Origin of the sequence: Streptococcus infantis (assembly GCF_019929575.1) — a bacterium.
GTDB lineage: Bacteria > Bacillota > Bacilli > Lactobacillales > Streptococcaceae > Streptococcus > Streptococcus infantis_L.
Map to the genome: position 1 here is coordinate 16,035 of NZ_JAHZPU010000020.1, position 16,050 is coordinate 32,084.

Sequence of the window (16,050 nt, forward strand, 5' to 3'; positions counted from 1 at the left end):
CCTAGTTTCCAATAGCAAAGGTCAGAGTCCCGCTTGCTGCAAGCTTACCATCTACTTCTGCCTTCGCTTCTACTACGGCGATTGTGCCACGACGTTTGACAAACGTTGCTGTCATGACAAGCTGATCACCAGGAACAACTTGCTTCTTAAATTTGACTTTGTCCATACCAGCATAGAAAACGAGCTTCCCTTTGTTCTCAGGTTTTGATAATTCCAAAACACCCGCTGTTTGTGCCAAAGCTTCCATAATGAGGACTCCTGGCATAACTGGGTATTGAGGAAAATGACCGTTGAAGAAAGGTTCGTTAATCGTCACATTTTTAATGGCAACAATTGTATCTTCGCTAACTTCTAAGACACGATCCACTAAGAGCATGGGATAGCGGTGTGGCAAAGCTTCTTTAATTCCTTGAATATCAATCATTTGATACGTACCAAGCCTTTCCCGAACTCAACCATCTCTTCATTTTCAACAAGAATTTCTGTGACGACACCATCTTTAGGTGCTGGAATTTCGTTCATGACCTTCATGGCTTCGATGATGACCAAGGTTTGGCCTTTTTTAACAGTATCACCGACTGAAACAAAATTAGGTTTGTCTGGTCCCGCAGCCAAGTAAGCAACTCCGACAAGTGGACTCTCTACTAGATCTCCTTCAGCTACAGATTCAGTAGCGCTTGTTTCTGAAACTACTTCTACAGCTGGTGTTGAAGTTAGAGCTTGAGGTGCTACTGTAGGTGCAGGTGCTGAAACAACTGGTTGAGGTGCTGGACTTGTTTCTGCAACAAGTTTTGCTTCATTCTTGCTGAAGAGTAACTCATCCGTTCCATTTTTATAAGAAAATTCTCTCAAGCTTGACTGGTCAAATTGTGCCATCAAGTCTTTGATTTCATTTAAATTCATCTTTACTTATTCTCCCAACGTTTGAAAGCAAGAACTGCATTATGCCCACCAAATCCAAAAGTGTTTGAGATAGCATAAGGAATTTCACGTTCCACGCCTTGTCCATAAATAACATTTGCTTCAATGTAGTCTGATAATTCTGTTGTTCCGGCTGTCATTGGAACATAGTTGTTACGGATGGCTTCAATTGTTGCAATGGCTTCAACTGCACCAGCTGCACCGAGCAAGTGTCCAGTAAATGACTTGGTTGAAGATACAGGTACTTCCTTACCAAGAACTGCTACGATAGCACCACTCTCCCCTTTTTCATTAGCAGGAGTTGATGTGCCATGAGCATTGACATAGGCTACTTGGTCTGGTGTAATCTCAGCTTCGTCCAAGGCAAGTTTGATAGCTTTAATAGCACCTTGGCCTTCTGGATGTGGTGAAGTCATATGGTAGGCGTCACAAGTGTTCCCGTATCCGACAACTTCAGCTAGGATAGTTGCACCGCGTTTTTCAGCATGCTCTAAACTTTCAAGAACCAACATCCCTGATCCTTCACCCATGACAAATCCATTACGATCCTTATCAAATGGAATAGAAGCACGAGTTGGGTCCTCTGTTGTTGAAAGAGCTGTTAAGGCTTGGAAACCAGCAATGGCAAATGGAGTAATAGAAGATTCTGAACCACCAACTAGCATGATGTCTTGGAAACCAAATTTGATAGAACGGAAGGCATCTCCGATAGCATCATTTGATGAAGCACAAGCTGTATTGATAGATTTACAAATCCCATTTGCCCCAAAGCGCATAGCAACATTCCCTGCAGCCATGTTTGGCAAGGCTTTTGGAAGTGTCAATGGTTTTACACGTTTTGGTCCCTTATCATGAAGTCGAAGCACTTGGTCTTCGATTTCTTTAATTCCACCGATACCTGATGCCACAATGACACCAAAGCGGTCTTTATCAAGTGCTTCAAGGTCAAGATTTGCATTGTTCACTGCTTCTTGAGCTGCATACAAGGCATACAAGGAATAATCATCGAAACGATTAGTATCTTTTTTTACAAAATATTTGTCAAAAGGAAAATCCTGAATTTCTGCCGCATTATGGATATCAAAAGCACTGTGATCAAACTTGGTAATTTCACCAATCCCAATCTTTCCATTTTTTAGATTGTTCCAAAATTCCTCTGGCGTGTTACCAATTGGAGATGTCAATCCATAACCTGTTACTACTACTCGATTTAGTTTCATTTTCATACCTCTATTTTAACTCTTATTGCATGGTTAGTCCACCATCAATTGCGATGACTTGTCCCGTTAGATAATCTTGGCTTGCAAGAAAGGCTGTCACCTCTGCAACTTGTTCAGCTTGGCCAAATTGTTTCATCGGAATTTGTGCCAACATGGCATCTTTTACCTTATCAGATAGAACTGCAGTCATATCTGATTCAATCATGCCAGGAGCAATAGCATTGACACGCACATTACGATTGGCTACCTCACGTGCTACTGATTTAGTAAATCCAATCAAACCTGCCTTTGAAGCAGCGTAGTTCGCTTGACCGATATTTCCCATCAGACCAACGACACTAGACATATTGATAATGGCACCTTCACGAGCTTTTATCATCTGCTTCAAGACCGCTTGTGTCATATTAAAAGCACCCGTTAGATTTACTTTCAAGACCTTTTCAAAATCTTCTTCTGTCATCTTAAGCATAAGAGTATCTTGAGTAATCCCAGCATTATTAACGAGGATGTCAACTGACCCCATCTCTTCAATCGCTTGGTCTACCATGCGTTTTGCATCAGTAAAGTCAGAAACATCACCAGAAATAGCGAGGACCTTCACCCCGTAAGATTTAAATTCGGCAAGAAGCTCCTCGGAGATTTCACCACGACTATTCAAGACAACGTTGGCTCCCAAGTTGGCAAATTTATGAGCGATGGCAAGACCAATCCCTCGACTTGAGCCTGTAATAAAGACATTTTTCTGTTCTAGTTTCATTTTTCTCCTTTCAGAACTTCTACCCATTTTGGTTTAATTTTCTAAGAGTGCTTGGAAGCTTACTTGATCTTCCACATTAGCAAGTTGAGCAGTTTTATCAATCTTTTTGACAAATCCTGACAAGACTTTACCAGGTCCAATTTCGATAAAACGAGTCACGCCAGCTTCTTGCATCACTGCAATGCTTTCATAAAAACGGACAGGTTCCTTAACTTGACGAGTTAAGAGTTCTGCAATTCGGTCTTTTTCCATAACCTTTGCTTCTGTATTGCCAACAAGAGGACAAGCAAAGTCACTAAACTCAACCTCTGTCAGGGCTTGAGCCAATTTTTGACTAGCCACTTCCAATAAAGCTGTATGGAAAGGTCCAGAAACATTTAGGGGAATCAAACGTTTTGCCCCTGCTTCTTGCAAGAGTTCAACTGCACGATCCACTGCTGCCACCTCACCACCAATAACAATCTGACTTGGAGTGTTGTAGTTAGCTGGAGTCACAACGCCAAGTTGAGAAGCTCCTTGACAAGCTTGCTCGATAACTTCAACCGGTGTATTAAGGACAGCCACCATTTTCCCTGATCCCGCAGGTGCTGCTTCTTCCATATAAGACCCACGCTTAGCAACTAGAGCCACCGCATCTTCGAAATCCAAGGCCCCACTAGCTACAAGAGCAGAATATTCTCCAAGAGACAGACCTGCCACCATATCTGGTTGAAAACCTTTCTCCTTTAAAAGACGGTAAATAGCAACTGAAGTAGCTAAAATAGCTGGTTGCGTATACCGAGTCTGATTTAGCTTTGTTTCATCATTGTCAATCAAGTCTCGAAGGTCATAACCCAAGACTTGACTAGCTTGGTCGATTGTTTCCTTGACGATAGCATATTGGTCATAGAGCTCACGTCCCATTCCAAGATACTGAGCTCCTTGACCTGCAAATAGAAAGGCTGTTTTAGTCATTTCTTGTAACTCCTGCCCAACGAGCGGCTTCTTTTTGAATTTTTTCAGCTGCACCGTAGTAAATATCTTTTAAGATTTCTTCAACCGTTTCTTCTTTAGAAACCAAACCTGCAATTTGACCGGCCATCACTGATCCACCATCCACATCACCATGGACAACTGCTTTAGCTAGCGCTCCAGCGCCCATTTGTTCAAAGATTTCTAAATCTGGATTTTCTTGTTTAAAGGCATCTTTTTCAGCTTGCTCGAAATCACGAGTCAATTGGTTTTTGATAGCACGAACTGCGTGACCAAAATGCTGTGCTGAAATGGTTGTATCAATATCACGAGCTTTTAATATTTTAGTTTTATAGTTTGGATGAGCATTTGATTCTTTAGCAACTACGAAACGAGTTCCTACTTGCACAGCTTCTGCACCAAGCATAAATCCAGCTGCTGCTCCCTCACCGTCTGCAATACCACCAGCAGCGATAACAGGGATTGAAACAGCTGCTGCAACTTGACGAACCAAGGTCATGGTTGTTAATTTACCAATATGTCCACCAGCTTCCATACCTTCTGCAATCACAGCATCCGCTCCGATTTTTTCCATGCGTCTGGCCAAAGCGACACTAGGAACTACAGGAATAACAGTGATCCCTGCCTCATGGAATCGTTCCATGTATTTACTTGGGTTTCCTGCACCAGTTGTGACTACCTTAACCCCTTCTTCAATAACGAGGTCGACGATATCTTCCACAAATGGAGACAAGAGCATGATATTGACACCAAAAGGCTTGTCTGTCAAAGATTTGATCTTATCGATATTCGCTTTAACCACTTCTTTAGGTGCATTTCCTCCACCGATGATACCGAGCCCACCAGCTTTCGAAACAGCTCCAGCCAAGTCGCCATCTGCCACCCAGGCCATTCCACCTTGGAAGATTGGATATTTAATGTTTAATAGTTCAGTAATACGTGTTTTCATATTGCCTCCATAAGTCTTGCTTACGTAATAGTTCGAATTCATTATAATTTGACTGTCAAACTATTACCTAAACAAGAGGGAGCGGGTTCCCCCTACTCCTTCTTCATTTATTTTATACTCTTCAAAAATCAAATTCAAACCACGTCAGCCTCGCCTTGCCGTATTCTAGTACAGCCTTCGGCTAGCTTCCTAGTTTGCTCTTTGATTTTCATTGAGTATTAATTATTTTGTTTGCTCTTCAACGTAAGCAACCAAGTCACCAACTGTTTTCAAGTTGTCTTCAGCTTCGATTTGGATATCAAAAGCATCTTCGATTTCTGAGATTACTTGGAACAAGTCCAATGAATCTGCATCCAAATCATCAAAAGTAGATTCAAGTGTTACTTCTGATGCATCTTTTCCAAGTTCTTCAACGATAATTTCTTGTACTTTTTCAAATACTGCCATGATAGACTCCTTTAAAATAAATAGTTTTTATAACAATGTGTTCACCACATGATTACCTAAATTGTAACAATAAGCGTGCCCCATGTCAAACCTCCACCGAAGCCTGACAAGAGAATATTTTGGCTACCATCCAAACGAATGAGCCCTTCCTCTACACACTCTGAAAGTAGGATCGGAATACTTGCCGCACTGGTATTTCCATACCTAGTCATATTGGCAGGAAGCTTGTCTCGATCTACACCGATCTTTCTAGCCATCTTATCTAGAATGCGGATATTAGCTTGATGAAGCAAGAGATAATCTAGTTCTTCTGCCGACAGAGGACTCTCTACTATAGTATTTTTTATAGACTTAGCAACATCTCGAATCGCAAAATCAAAAACTGCTCGACCATCCATTCTCAAGAAAGCATCGGGCTTTTCTTGATTTGAAAATGGTGAAGTTAAACCAGTCTGTCCATATGTCAAACACTCACTTCGCGAACCATCGCTATTGAGGCTCTCCGCTAGGAAATGTGGCTCTTCGCTTGCTTCTAACAAGATGCCCCCAGCTCCATCTCCAAATAGGACAGCAGTTGAGCGATCTGACCAGTCTAAAGCTTTTGACATGGTTTCACTTCCTATGACCAGACCCTTACGATAAACTCCTGAAGAGATGAACTTCTCTGCAGTTGATAGGGCAAAGATAAAGCCACTACAGGCAGCTGTTAAGTCATAGGCAAAAGCCTTGTGAGCGCCGATTTTAGCCTGAACACGAGCGGCTGTTGAAGGCATCATCGAGTCAGGTGTCATCGTAGCTAGAATGATAAAATCCAACTCTTCAGCAGAAATTCCTGACTTCTCCAGGAGTCGTTTTGCAACTGCCGTTGCCAAATCTCCTGTTGATTCTGTCTTAGAAATGCGACGTTCCTTAATCCCAGTTCGACTTGAAATCCATTCATCACTCGTATCCATGACCTGAGCTAAATCCTCATTTGTGATAATCTGCTCTGGTACATAATGAGCAACCTGGCTTATTTTTGCAAAAGCCATTATTTCAAATCCTCCAAAAATTGATAAAGATTGGTCAAACCTTTACTCATGACGTCCATTTCCTCTGGGCTCATGCCTTCAATAATTCTTTCGACCATGGCCTTATGGAAACGTTTATGGAGACGATGTACGAGTCGACCTTTCTTGGTCAAATGCAGATGTACTACACGACGATCCTGATCTGAACGTAAGCGTTCGATGTAACCTTTTCGTTCCAAGTTGTTCAAGCTAGTTGTCACTGTTCCTAGAGTTACCATCAGCTCTTTGGACACTTGACTTGGTGTCACATCTGGAAACTTACCAATCACATCAATCGTGTGCATTTCCTTGATAGAGATGTCCTTGAAACGACTACCTCGCAAACTCACTTCCTCAATCACCAGGACGTTATTAAAAATAGATGTTAAATAGTCATTGATCCGTTGGTAGTCCAATTCTCTTCCCTCCCTTATCAAAAAAGTTTAACTATCAAAACATTTGATAAAAAAAGTATATCAAACTTCAAAGAATTGTGCAAGTATTTTTTTATTTTCCGATAAATTTTGGACGTCGTCTCTCAGAATGTGCACGAACACCTTCTTTGAAATCCTCCGTATAAGATAGAGATTTTTGCAATTCCAGTTCTAACTGTGCGTACTCGTGCCACTGCTTAAACTCGCTCTCCCAGACTAACTTCTTAACAGCAGCGTAGGAGTTAGAAGAACCTCGTCTCAACTTCTTCAATAGTTGCTCTCTTGTCTTTTCTAATTGATCACTAGCACAAAGACGATAGACTGCTCCAGCTTCCAGTGCTTTTTCTGCTGTGAAAGCTTCACCCGTCATAGCTAATTGCGTCGCCCGAGTTGCACCAAGTGATCGTGTAAGCAAGAATAAACCTCCCGCGTCTGGAGCCAAGCCCACACCTACAAAGGCCTGGATGAATTTAGCTTTGTCAGAAGCAATACAGAAATCAACTGCTAAAGCCATATTAGCCGCTGCCCCAGCAACTGCTCCATCCACCTCCATAATGACTGGTTTAGGAATTTGTTTAATCTTATAGGAAATCGTATTTACTAACTCTGCAATTTGGGTGAGGGAGGCAATATCATCCTCTTCGACAGCACGTTTCATTTCTACTAGATCGCCCCCAACAGAGAAGACTTTGCCAGCAGCATTAATGAGAATAAACGAAACCGAAGCATCTTTTTCAGCCAATTCCAATGCTTCTAGAATTTCTTGACACATAGGAATATGAAAACCATTGGCCACCTCAGGACGATTTAAAGTTAGTATCGCTAAATCGTCTTGAACTTGATAGAGAATATGATTCATAGGCACTCCTTTTAATTTACAACGAAGAATAAATTATTTTATTTTCAAATTATATCTTTTTCTAACTTTTTAAACAAGAGAAAAATCGACCGAAAGTGTCTCGGCCGATTTTAAAATCTTAGTTTGGTCTCTAAAAATACAGGAAAACCAGTACTTGTATCATCCATGAAATCATAAATCACTTCAAGCATTCGTCCTCCTTCTCTCTGATAAAGCTGTTCTTTGTTGGAGCCTTTATAGTAGAATTCTCCTGAAATCATGTAAAAAACACGATTTGGATCTTCAAGGTAGGCAAAAAGATTTCCTGTAAAAGGAGCTTCCTTATCCCCGTCCTTGGTGACCAGACTTGTAGCTAAGAGTTTCGTGATTCCTCTAAATTGTCCACTTTCATCTGTTCGACAATAAAACTTGACTCTAGCTTCATAGTCAGGATTGACGATAATTTTTTCAGAGAGAATTCGATAGGTCCTTGCCTTACTATCTGACAAGCCGATAGATAAGATAATTTTAGCCCTCTCAACCGAAATCTGACCTTCCTGAGCATATTCCATCGCTAATTCTTCTCCGGTCAAACGACCACTGGGAAGAGGATGAGAACTTGCTCCGATATTGGTAGGAATCATCATGAAGGTAAGGACTAGTAAGATCAAACAAACCACTCTTTTAATCATCTTCCCCCAACTCCTTTCATCAGAAGAGTATTTCCTCTTACATCTTTATTATAAGCTTTCCTGATGAGACTTTCAAACAATTATATAGGATATTTTCCAGATTGAAAAAAGCCCCTCTTTCTGCTATAATCGTATAAAATACTTACTTTAGGAGTTCTTATGAAGGTTGTAAAATTTGGTGGAAGCTCACTTGCCTCTGCTAGTCAGTTAGAAAAAGTTTTAAATATTGTCAAAAGTGACCCAGAACGTCGTTTTGTGGTTGTATCTGCCCCTGGTAAACGCGATTCCGGAGACACTAAGGTTACAGATGCCTTGATTAAATACCACCGCGACTATGTAGCTGGAAACGACATTAGCAAAAGCCAAAATTGGATTATTAATCGCTATGCTGCTATGGTTAGCGAATTAGGTCTTAAACCAGCCGTTTTAGATAAAATTTCAAAAAGCATTCGCTCTCTGGCTACTCTTCCAATTGAAGATAATAAGTTTCTCTATGATACCTTTCTAGCAGCTGGAGAAAATAACAATGCCAAATTGATTGCAGCCTACTTTAACCAAAATGGCTTGGAAGCGCGTTATGTTCATCCTAGAGAAGCTGGTATCGTTGTGACAAGCGAACCTGGAAATGCACGTATCATCCCATCAAGTTACGATAAAATCGAGGAATTGACAAATTCAACTGAAGTTCTTGTTATCCCTGGTTTCTTCGGTGTTACGAAAGAAGATCAAATTTGTACCTTCTCACGTGGGGGATCAGATATTACTGGTTCCATCATCGCTGCTGGTGTCAAGGCTGACCTCTATGAAAACTTTACTGATGTAGACGGAATCTTTGCAGCTCACCCTGGTATTATCCATAAGCCACACTCTATCCCAGAATTAACCTACCGTGAAATGCGTGAATTGGCCTATGCAGGATTCTCTGTACTACACGATGAAGCACTTCTACCAGCCTACCGTGGGAAAATTCCTCTGGTTATCAAAAATACCAACAATCCTGAGCATCCAGGTACTCGTATCGTTCTAAAACACAGTAGTGATGAATTTCCAGTTGTAGGAATTGCTGGGGATTCTGGCTTTGTCAGCATCAATATGTCTAAATATCTCATGAACCGCGAAATCGGTTTTGGTCGTAAAGTTCTTCAGATTCTTGAGGACCTTAATATTGGTTGGGAACACATGCCAACTGGTATCGATGACCTGTCTATCATTTTACGTTCACGAGAATTGACTCCGATTAAGGAAGAAGAAATCCTTCGTCAGTTAGTTCAAAAAGCAGAGGTAGACCACGCTGAAATCGAACACGACCTCTCTATCATTATGATTGTTGGGGAAAAAATGAAGCGTCATATCGGGGTAACTGCTACAGCCACTCGTGCCTTATCTGAGAACAACATCAACATCCAAATGATGTCACAAGGTTCTAGTGAAGTTTCTATCATGTTTGTTGTCCATAAAGACCAAGAAAAAGCCGCTCTTAAAGCTCTCTACCAAGCATTTTTCGGTGAAAATAAGGAAGACTAAACATGGCACAATCCCTCAACAAGGTCGTCGACTTGCAAACAACTGGAACCTCCTATCTCTCCATTACAGGAAAGGTTGGAAAATTTCTGGTTGGAGATCATGCGCTAGAATTTTACGCAGATCGTAATGTCGAGGACTATATTCAAATCCCATGGTCCAGCGTTAACCAAATTGGAGCCAATGTTTCAGGTCGCAAGGTTAGTCGGCATTTTGAAGTCTTTACAGATCAAGGAAAATTTCTCTTCGCCTCAAAAGACTCTGGAAAAATCCTTAAGATTGCTCGTGAAAAATTGGGAAATGACAAGGTAGTCAAACTTCCTACCTTAGTCCAAATCATTGGTCGAAAAATTAAAAATCTATTTGCAAAAAAATAAAAAGTTTAGTATAATCATAGCAACGGATAAGTAGGTTACTTCCTTCTTTCAGAAAGTCTGCGGATGCTGCGAGCAGATAGAAGATTTAATTGAAATTCTACCGTTGTTTTAAATCAAATACAGAATCAAGTGCACACCTGTGAAGTTGGATGGAACCGTGGCCCTGCCACTCCAACGCTTTGTCAGGTGTGCTTTTTTCATAAAGGAGTTTATATGTTAGATATCAAACGTATTCGTACAGACTTTGATGCTGTCGCTGAAAAACTAGCTACACGTGGTGTAGATGCTGCTATCTTGAACGAGATGAAAGAAATCGATGCCAAACGACGTGACATCTTGGTCAAGGTTGAAACCCTCAAGGCTGAGCGTAACACGGTTTCTGCTGAAATTGCTCAAGCTAAGCGCAACAAGGAAAATGCCGATGACAAGATTGCTGCTATGCAAACCCTATCTGCTGAGGTCAAAGCACTCGATGCAGAATTGGCTGAAATCGATGCTAAATTAACAGAATTTACCACTACTCTTCCAAACATCCCAGCTGATAGCGTGCCTATCGGTGCAGACGAAGATGATAACGTAGAAGTTCGCCGTTGGGGAACTCCTCGCGAGTTCGACTTTGAACCAAAAGCTCACTGGGATCTAGGTGAAGATCTTGGTATTCTTGACTGGGAACGTGGTGGAAAGGTAACTGGAGCGCGCTTCCTCTTCTATAAAGGACTTGGGGCTCGTTTGGAACGTGCTATCTACAACTTCATGTTGGATGAGCATGGAAAAGAAGGCTACACTGAAGTCATCACACCTTACATGGTTAACCATGATTCTATGTTCGGTACTGGTCAATATCCAAAATTCAAAGAAGATACGTTTGAATTGAAAGATACGAACTACGTCCTCATTCCTACTGCTGAAGTTCCTCTGACCAACTACTATCGTGATGAAATTCTTGATGGAAAAGACTTACCAATCTACTTTACTGCTATGAGCCCATCATTCCGTTCTGAAGCTGGTTCAGCTGGTCGTGATACTCGTGGTTTGATTCGTTTACACCAATTCCACAAGGTAGAAATGGTGAAATTTGCCAAACCTGAAGAGTCATACGAAGAACTAGAAAAGATGACAGCCAACGCTGAAAACATCCTTCAAAAACTCAACCTTCCATACCGTGTGGTTGCTCTCTCTACTGGAGATATGGGCTTCTCTGCTGCTAAGACTTATGACTTGGAAGTATGGATCCCTGCGCAAAATACCTACCGTGAAATCTCAAGCTGTTCAAATACAGAAGATTTCCAAGCTCGTCGTGCCCAAATCCGTTACCGTGATGAAGCCGATGGTAAGGTTAAACTTCTTCATACTTTGAATGGTTCTGGACTTGCTGTTGGACGTACAGTCGCTGCTATCCTTGAAAACTATCAAAACGAAGATGGTTCTGTGACCATTCCAGAAGTTCTTCGTCCATACATGGGTGGAGCTGAAGTTATCAAACCATAATTAATAGATGTAAAAAGAGGAGGCTGAGCTTCCTCTTTTTGAGTAATTCAAAAGAAACAGGTAGAAATCTTTCATTCTACCTGTTTTTATTTATTTCTTAGTAGCCACCCATCATTGATGGATCCATAGCTGGCGCTGGTGCAGCGGGTTCTGGTTTGTTAGCTACGACTGCTTCTGTTGTTAGAATCAAGCTTGCTACTGAAGCTGCATTCTGAAGGGCTGAACGACTAACCTTGACAGGATCGATAATTCCTGCTTCAATCATGTTGACCCATTCACCTGTTGCAGCATTGAAGCCTGTTCCAAGCTCTGCATTTTTCAAACGATCGATAACAATTGAACCTTCATAACCTGCATTATAAGCGATTTGGCGTACAGGTTCTTCCAAGGCACGAAGAACAATGTTACGTCCTGTTGCTTCATCACCTTCTAACTCCAAGGCAGCAACGGCAGAGATAACATTAACAAGGGCAGTACCACCACCTGCAACGATTCCTTCTTCTACTGCTGCACGAGTAGCGTTAAGAGCATCTTCGATGCGGAGTTTCATTTCTTTCAATTCTGTTTCAGTCGCAGCACCAACCTTGATGACTGCTACCCCACCTGACAATTTAGCCAAGCGTTCTTGGAGTTTTTCACGGTCAAATTCTGAAGTTGTTGTTTCGATTTGTGACTTGATGACAGCAATACGGTTAGCAATTGCTTCAGGATTACCTGCACCTTCTACAATGACTGTACTATCTTTATCAACAGACACTTTAGCTGCTTGACCAAGCGCTTCGATAGTAGCATCTTTCAATTCAAGACCAAGATCTTCTGTGATAACAGTTCCACCTGTCAAAATTGCGATGTCTTCCAACATTGCTTTACGACGGTCCCCGAAACCAGGTGCCTTAACAGCAACTACGTTGAAAGTTCCACGAATCTTATTCAAAACAAGAGTTGGAAGAGCTTCACCGTCAACGTCATCAGCAATAATCAAGAGTGGACGACTGCTTTGTAGAATGCTTTCTAGCAGTGGCAAGATTTCTTGGATATTTGAAATTTTCTTGTCAGTGATTAAAATGTATGGATTTTCAAGGTCTGCAACCATTTTTTCATTATCTGTCACCATGTACTGTGATAGATACCCACGGTCAAATTGCATTCCTTCTACGACTTCAAGCTCTGTTTCCATACCACGTGATTCTTCAATAGTGATAACACCATCTTTACCAACTTTTTCCATGGCTTCAGAGATGTACTCACCTACTTTTTCAGAACGAGAGGATACAGCAGCAACCTGCGCGATGGCTTCTTTATTAGCAACAGGGATAGCCGTATTCTTCAAAGCTTCTACTGCTGCAGCAACCGCTGCTTCAATCCCACGACGAATACCGATTGGGTTTGCGCCAGCCGTAACGTTTTTGATTCCTTCACGAACAATAGCTTGGGTCAAAACTGTTGCAGTAGTTGTCCCGTCACCAGCAATATCATTGGTTTTAGAAGCCACTTCTGACACCAATTTAGCACCCATATTTTCAAAATGGTCTTCTAGTTCGATTTCTTTAGCGATTGTTACACCATCATTGGTAATCAATGGTGAGCCGAATGATTTTTCAAGAACAACATTACGGCCTTTAGGCCCCAAGGTTACTTTAACTGTATCAGCTAGGATATCAACACCACGTACCATAGCTGAACGAGCATCTGATGAAAATTTAATGTCTTTTGCCATACTTACTTCCTCCTCTTATTCTTCCACGATTGCTAAGATGTTAGCTTCACCAACGATGACATATTTTTCGTCACCATCTTTGACCTCGATACCTGCATGAGCTTCAACCAAAACCTGATCTCCAACTTTTACACTTGGGGCGACTAGCTCACCGCTCAAGGTACGAACACCTTGTCCTGTAGCCACTACTTTAGCTGTTTTTGTTTTTTCTTGAGCTGATCCTGCAAGGACAAAGCCTCCAACAGTTTGTTCTTTTTCTTCAATTTTCAAGACCACGCGGTCTCCTAATGGTTTCAACATCTGCTTTCCTCCATAAGATAATCATATTGTTAGCACTCTTTACGTATGAGTGCTAAACCATAGTTCTATTGTATCACTTAGTCAGAAATAGTCAAGAAAAAAACACCTCAAAAATGAATGAGATGTTCCTTTAATATTAATTGAGAATCGTCAATTTTTGATTGAAATCATTGATAACCTTTTGGAGATTGATCCGCCCTCGGTAGATACCATATCCAAAAACCACCATTCCCAATATTCCAACCAAAGCAAGTAAAATTCCGAAAATTAAGATTGTGAGGAAGCTTTTATGAAAGAGATAAATCAAGACCATACCTATACTGGCAATGATAAAGAGTAAGCTAAACCAACGGCCAAGATTTTCAATCATATGACGTTGATACCTAATTTCTGTTTCATATCCATTAACAAGTTCTTGTTTTGTAACCATGAAAATCCTCCTGACAAAAATTGAGAATGAAGGGGAAGAGAAGGAGGTTAGTCTACTTCATTCTCAAAATTTTCTACTAGTAAATATGTGCTTTTCTTGAGCTTAGTAATTAAGATGTGGGTCAAAGATACCTAGAGCAACACCGACCAAAGCGACAACAACTAGAAGCAACATAACTTTGTTTGGTGAAACTTTTTTCTTAGACATTAACCACCAGCAAATAGTGATGAAAGTTGCTGTCAAGAGACCTGGATAAACACCATCAATCTTTTCTTGGATATTTAAGAAGACTTTTCCTTCAGAATTCTCAAATTGAAGGGCTGTTGTAACAGACACCCAAGTTGCTGCTACCGCACCGATAACCATACCGCCGACAACGCTGATTGCTTTACGAAGTGCTTGTCCTTTTGGTCCTACTAGGAATTCAACGGCTTTATCCCCCAATTGATATCCTTTGAAGAAGGCAAAGCGCATACCAAAGTATACTAAGAGGTTCCATACGACGATGTAGAAGATAGCACCAGCGACGTTACCACCTTTAGAAAGACCAAGGGCAATCCCCAAAAGAACTGGAATCAAGGTCCCAACGACCAAAGAGTCACCGATACCAGCGATTGGACCCATCAAACCGGCACGCATACCATTGATGGTTTCACCATCTACTGCATCTCCATTTGCACGCGCTTCTTCCAAACCAGCCGTAATCCCTACAACGAGAGAGCCAAGTTGTGGTTCAGTATTGAAGAAAGCAGTATAGGTTTGCATAGCATCTTTTTGTTCTTCTTTTGTATCATACATTTCTTCTACGATTGGAAGCATAGAAGTCAAGTAGCCAAAGGTTTGCATGTGTTCTTGAGAGAAACAAGTCAAATGACCATAATACCAATGATGAAATGCTTTTGCTAATGTTTTCTTTGAAATTTTCTTTCTATCAGCCATTTTAAATATCCTCCTCATCATCGTCTACGTAAACAACCCCAGCCGGAGCAGCTTTCATAGATTTAATCACTTCAAGTTCATAGTAGATTACTGCAAAGATCAATGAAACAACCGCACTAGCTACCAAGTTCAATCCTAGAGATTTAGCCAAGGTAAATCCAACAAAGAATGGAATGAAGTCAGTTGCTTTTGTAACAATTTGTTTCAACAAGATAGCAATACCGACACATGGGAGAAGAGCTCCGACTGTAAAGAGAGCTTTCATCCAGAAACCATCCATAGGAAGGTAAAGTTTCATCAAATCAACCATGTTTTCACCATATTTAGTGATAATCATAGTTGGAAGGAAAGAGAAGAGGAAGTGAGAGATCCAAGGATAAATCCAGTCAACTGCGTAGAGTTTTTTAAAGTTTCCTTCTTCAACAGCTTTCCAACCAATGTGTTGCCAAAGCAAGTTCATTGTAGCTGTACCGTAGAAAAGAACAGTACCGATTGTCCCAACGGCCGCACCGATTGGGGCTGCAGCTGCTGCAATTCCAGCTTCGTCTGTGATGTGATTTGCATGCACAAACAAGATAGCAAGAGGAACACCGATATAAGAGATTGCACGAACATCGGCAGATACGGTTCCACCAGGTGTTACCAAGGCGATATAAACAACTTGAAGGGCAACCCCGACCATAATACCGGTTGTCACATCTCCAAGAATTAAACCTGAAATCAACCCACCGATCAAGGGACGACCGAGTGTATAGTTCCCGATACTGGAACCTCCCATACCAGGCATTGAAGACAAGCTGGCGAAAACAGCAAGCAAGATTGCTTGAATCCATGAAATTGTCATAACAAACTCTCCTTTTGTTTGTAAATTTATTTACCTAACTAATAAAACTGTTAGGTTTAAAAACCAAATTTAGATTTGGGCAGTGTACAATAAGTTGTGTAAACACAAAAAGGAATAAATCCTGTATAGTAGAGTTGCAACACATTTACTAGAAA

At 41.1% G+C, this 16,050-nt stretch carries 19 protein-coding genes; 3 read left to right on the forward strand and 16 right to left on the reverse strand.

Annotated features, from left to right (window positions below; translation table 11 throughout):
• Position 1: 1 nt before the first annotated feature.
• From fabZ to K1I67_RS07070, 11 genes are all read right to left on the reverse strand, one after another.
• The gene (gene fabZ, locus K1I67_RS07020) at positions 2 to 424 is read right to left on the reverse strand and encodes a 3-hydroxyacyl-ACP dehydratase FabZ (protein ID WP_000565515.1); all 423 of its coding nucleotides are present in this window, start codon (positions 422 to 424) and stop codon (positions 2 to 4) included.
• Positions 421 to 903, reverse strand: coding sequence for an acetyl-CoA carboxylase biotin carboxyl carrier protein (gene accB, locus K1I67_RS07025; protein WP_061862708.1), 483 nt, complete (start codon positions 901 to 903; stop codon positions 421 to 423). Before accB ends, fabZ begins: the two co-directional genes overlap by 4 nt.
• Before the next feature lie 2 nt (positions 904 to 905).
• Positions 906 to 2,141: a beta-ketoacyl-ACP synthase II gene (fabF, locus tag K1I67_RS07030; protein ID WP_223339404.1), complete on the reverse strand. Its 1,236-nt coding sequence runs from the start codon at positions 2,139 to 2,141 to the stop codon at positions 906 to 908.
• A 22-nt stretch (positions 2,142 to 2,163) separates the two neighbouring features.
• A complete protein-coding gene (fabG, locus tag K1I67_RS07035) occupies positions 2,164 to 2,898 on the reverse strand; it encodes a 3-oxoacyl-[acyl-carrier-protein] reductase (RefSeq protein WP_223339394.1) in 735 nt (244 codons plus the stop codon).
• Positions 2,899 to 2,931: 33 nt separating this feature from the next.
• Positions 2,932 to 3,852: an ACP S-malonyltransferase gene (fabD, locus tag K1I67_RS07040; protein ID WP_223339395.1), complete on the reverse strand. Its 921-nt coding sequence runs from the start codon at positions 3,850 to 3,852 to the stop codon at positions 2,932 to 2,934.
• The gene (gene fabK / locus K1I67_RS07045; protein ID WP_223339396.1) at positions 3,845 to 4,819 is read right to left on the reverse strand and encodes an enoyl-[acyl-carrier-protein] reductase FabK; all 975 of its coding nucleotides are present in this window, start codon (positions 4,817 to 4,819) and stop codon (positions 3,845 to 3,847) included. The genes fabD and fabK overlap by 8 nt, the downstream gene beginning before the upstream one ends.
• A gap of 222 nt (positions 4,820 to 5,041) precedes the next feature.
• Positions 5,042 to 5,266, reverse strand: coding sequence for an acyl carrier protein (locus tag K1I67_RS07050; RefSeq protein WP_000257840.1), 225 nt, complete (start codon positions 5,264 to 5,266; stop codon positions 5,042 to 5,044).
• Positions 5,267 to 5,322: 56 nt separating this feature from the next.
• Positions 5,323 to 6,297 carry a beta-ketoacyl-ACP synthase III gene (locus tag K1I67_RS07055; RefSeq protein ID WP_223339397.1) on the reverse strand — a complete coding sequence of 325 codons (975 nt, stop codon included), beginning with the start codon at positions 6,295 to 6,297 and terminating at the stop codon, positions 5,323 to 5,325.
• Positions 6,297 to 6,731 carry a fatty acid biosynthesis transcriptional regulator FabT gene (gene fabT, locus K1I67_RS07060; protein ID WP_000386343.1) on the reverse strand — a complete coding sequence of 145 codons (435 nt, stop codon included), beginning with the start codon at positions 6,729 to 6,731 and terminating at the stop codon, positions 6,297 to 6,299. Before fabT ends, K1I67_RS07055 begins: the two co-directional genes overlap by 1 nt.
• Positions 6,732 to 6,822: 91 nt before the next feature.
• Complete coding sequence (locus tag K1I67_RS07065) at positions 6,823 to 7,608, reverse strand: enoyl-CoA hydratase (protein ID WP_223339398.1); 786 nt, start codon at positions 7,606 to 7,608, stop codon at positions 6,823 to 6,825.
• A 110-nt stretch (positions 7,609 to 7,718) separates the two neighbouring features.
• Complete coding sequence (locus K1I67_RS07070; protein WP_223339399.1) at positions 7,719 to 8,279, reverse strand: hypothetical protein; 561 nt, start codon at positions 8,277 to 8,279, stop codon at positions 7,719 to 7,721.
• A 159-nt stretch (positions 8,280 to 8,438) separates the two neighbouring features.
• Between K1I67_RS07070 and K1I67_RS07075 the strand changes: the two genes are divergently transcribed.
• The 3 genes from K1I67_RS07075 to serS all read left to right on the forward strand — a co-directional run bounded on the left by K1I67_RS07075 (position 8,439) and on the right by serS (position 11,665).
• Positions 8,439 to 9,803: an aspartate kinase gene (locus K1I67_RS07075; RefSeq protein WP_223339400.1), complete on the forward strand. Its 1,365-nt coding sequence runs from the start codon at positions 8,439 to 8,441 to the stop codon at positions 9,801 to 9,803.
• Positions 9,804 to 9,805: 2 nt separating this feature from the next.
• Positions 9,806 to 10,177, forward strand: a complete 372-nt coding sequence (locus K1I67_RS07080) for a DUF956 family protein (protein WP_070460172.1) — start codon at positions 9,806 to 9,808, stop codon at positions 10,175 to 10,177.
• A 213-nt stretch (positions 10,178 to 10,390) separates the two neighbouring features.
• Positions 10,391 to 11,665: a serine--tRNA ligase gene (gene serS, locus K1I67_RS07085; protein ID WP_000884217.1), complete on the forward strand. Its 1,275-nt coding sequence runs from the start codon at positions 10,391 to 10,393 to the stop codon at positions 11,663 to 11,665.
• Between the two features lie 97 nt (positions 11,666 to 11,762).
• Here the strand turns inward: serS and groL are convergent, their stop codons facing one another.
• The 5 genes from groL to K1I67_RS07110 all read right to left on the reverse strand — a co-directional run bounded on the left by groL (position 11,763) and on the right by K1I67_RS07110 (position 15,895).
• Positions 11,763 to 13,382, reverse strand: a complete 1,620-nt coding sequence (gene groL, locus K1I67_RS07090; protein ID WP_223339401.1) for a chaperonin GroEL — start codon at positions 13,380 to 13,382, stop codon at positions 11,763 to 11,765.
• 15 nt (positions 13,383 to 13,397) lie between these two features.
• Positions 13,398 to 13,682 (reverse strand): co-chaperone GroES, encoded by a 285-nt coding sequence (groES, locus tag K1I67_RS07095; RefSeq protein WP_045763672.1) that lies wholly within the window; start codon positions 13,680 to 13,682, stop codon positions 13,398 to 13,400.
• Between the two features lie 136 nt (positions 13,683 to 13,818).
• Positions 13,819 to 14,112, reverse strand: coding sequence for a DUF202 domain-containing protein (locus tag K1I67_RS07100; RefSeq protein ID WP_223339402.1), 294 nt, complete (start codon positions 14,110 to 14,112; stop codon positions 13,819 to 13,821).
• A 102-nt stretch (positions 14,113 to 14,214) separates the two neighbouring features.
• The gene (locus K1I67_RS07105; RefSeq protein WP_223339403.1) at positions 14,215 to 15,069 is read right to left on the reverse strand and encodes a PTS system mannose/fructose/sorbose family transporter subunit IID; all 855 of its coding nucleotides are present in this window, start codon (positions 15,067 to 15,069) and stop codon (positions 14,215 to 14,217) included.
• The gene (locus K1I67_RS07110; protein WP_061862698.1) at positions 15,053 to 15,895 is read right to left on the reverse strand and encodes a PTS mannose/fructose/sorbose/N-acetylgalactosamine transporter subunit IIC; all 843 of its coding nucleotides are present in this window, start codon (positions 15,893 to 15,895) and stop codon (positions 15,053 to 15,055) included. The genes K1I67_RS07105 and K1I67_RS07110 overlap by 17 nt, the downstream gene beginning before the upstream one ends.
• Positions 15,896 to 16,050 lie beyond the last annotated feature (155 nt).

Bases quoted from the DNA above. Each gene is read 5' to 3' on its own strand.
- fabD (WP_223339395.1), bottom strand. From the start codon at position 3,852: ATGACTAAAACAGCCTTTCTATTTGCAGGTCAAGGAGCTCAGTATCTT.
- K1I67_RS07110 (WP_061862698.1), bottom strand. From the start codon at position 15,895: ATGACAATTTCATGGATTCAAGCAATCTTGCTTGCTGTTTTCGCCAGC.
- K1I67_RS07075 (WP_223339400.1), top strand. From the start codon at position 8,439: ATGAAGGTTGTAAAATTTGGTGGAAGCTCACTTGCCTCTGCTAGTCAG.
- fabK (WP_223339396.1), bottom strand. From the start codon at position 4,819: ATGAAAACACGTATTACTGAACTATTAAACATTAAATATCCAATCTTC.
- fabF (WP_223339404.1), bottom strand. From the start codon at position 2,141: ATGAAACTAAATCGAGTAGTAGTAACAGGTTATGGATTGACATCTCCA.
- accB (WP_061862708.1), bottom strand. From the start codon at position 903: ATGAATTTAAATGAAATCAAAGACTTGATGGCACAATTTGACCAGTCA.
- K1I67_RS07065 (WP_223339398.1), bottom strand. From the start codon at position 7,608: ATGAATCATATTCTCTATCAAGTTCAAGACGATTTAGCGATACTAACT.
- fabG (WP_223339394.1), bottom strand. From the start codon at position 2,898: ATGAAACTAGAACAGAAAAATGTCTTTATTACAGGCTCAAGTCGAGGG.
- K1I67_RS07070 (WP_223339399.1), bottom strand. From the start codon at position 8,279: ATGATTAAAAGAGTGGTTTGTTTGATCTTACTAGTCCTTACCTTCATG.
- serS (WP_000884217.1), top strand. From the start codon at position 10,391: ATGTTAGATATCAAACGTATTCGTACAGACTTTGATGCTGTCGCTGAA.
- fabZ (WP_000565515.1), bottom strand. From the start codon at position 424: ATGATTGATATTCAAGGAATTAAAGAAGCTTTGCCACACCGCTATCCC.
- K1I67_RS07080 (WP_070460172.1), top strand. From the start codon at position 9,806: ATGGCACAATCCCTCAACAAGGTCGTCGACTTGCAAACAACTGGAACC.
- K1I67_RS07050 (WP_000257840.1), bottom strand. From the start codon at position 5,266: ATGGCAGTATTTGAAAAAGTACAAGAAATTATCGTTGAAGAACTTGGA.
- groES (WP_045763672.1), bottom strand. From the start codon at position 13,682: ATGTTGAAACCATTAGGAGACCGCGTGGTCTTGAAAATTGAAGAAAAA.
- K1I67_RS07100 (WP_223339402.1), bottom strand. From the start codon at position 14,112: ATGGTTACAAAACAAGAACTTGTTAATGGATATGAAACAGAAATTAGG.
- K1I67_RS07105 (WP_223339403.1), bottom strand. From the start codon at position 15,069: ATGAGGAGGATATTTAAAATGGCTGATAGAAAGAAAATTTCAAAGAAA.
- K1I67_RS07055 (WP_223339397.1), bottom strand. From the start codon at position 6,297: ATGGCTTTTGCAAAAATAAGCCAGGTTGCTCATTATGTACCAGAGCAG.
- groL (WP_223339401.1), bottom strand. From the start codon at position 13,382: ATGGCAAAAGACATTAAATTTTCATCAGATGCTCGTTCAGCTATGGTA.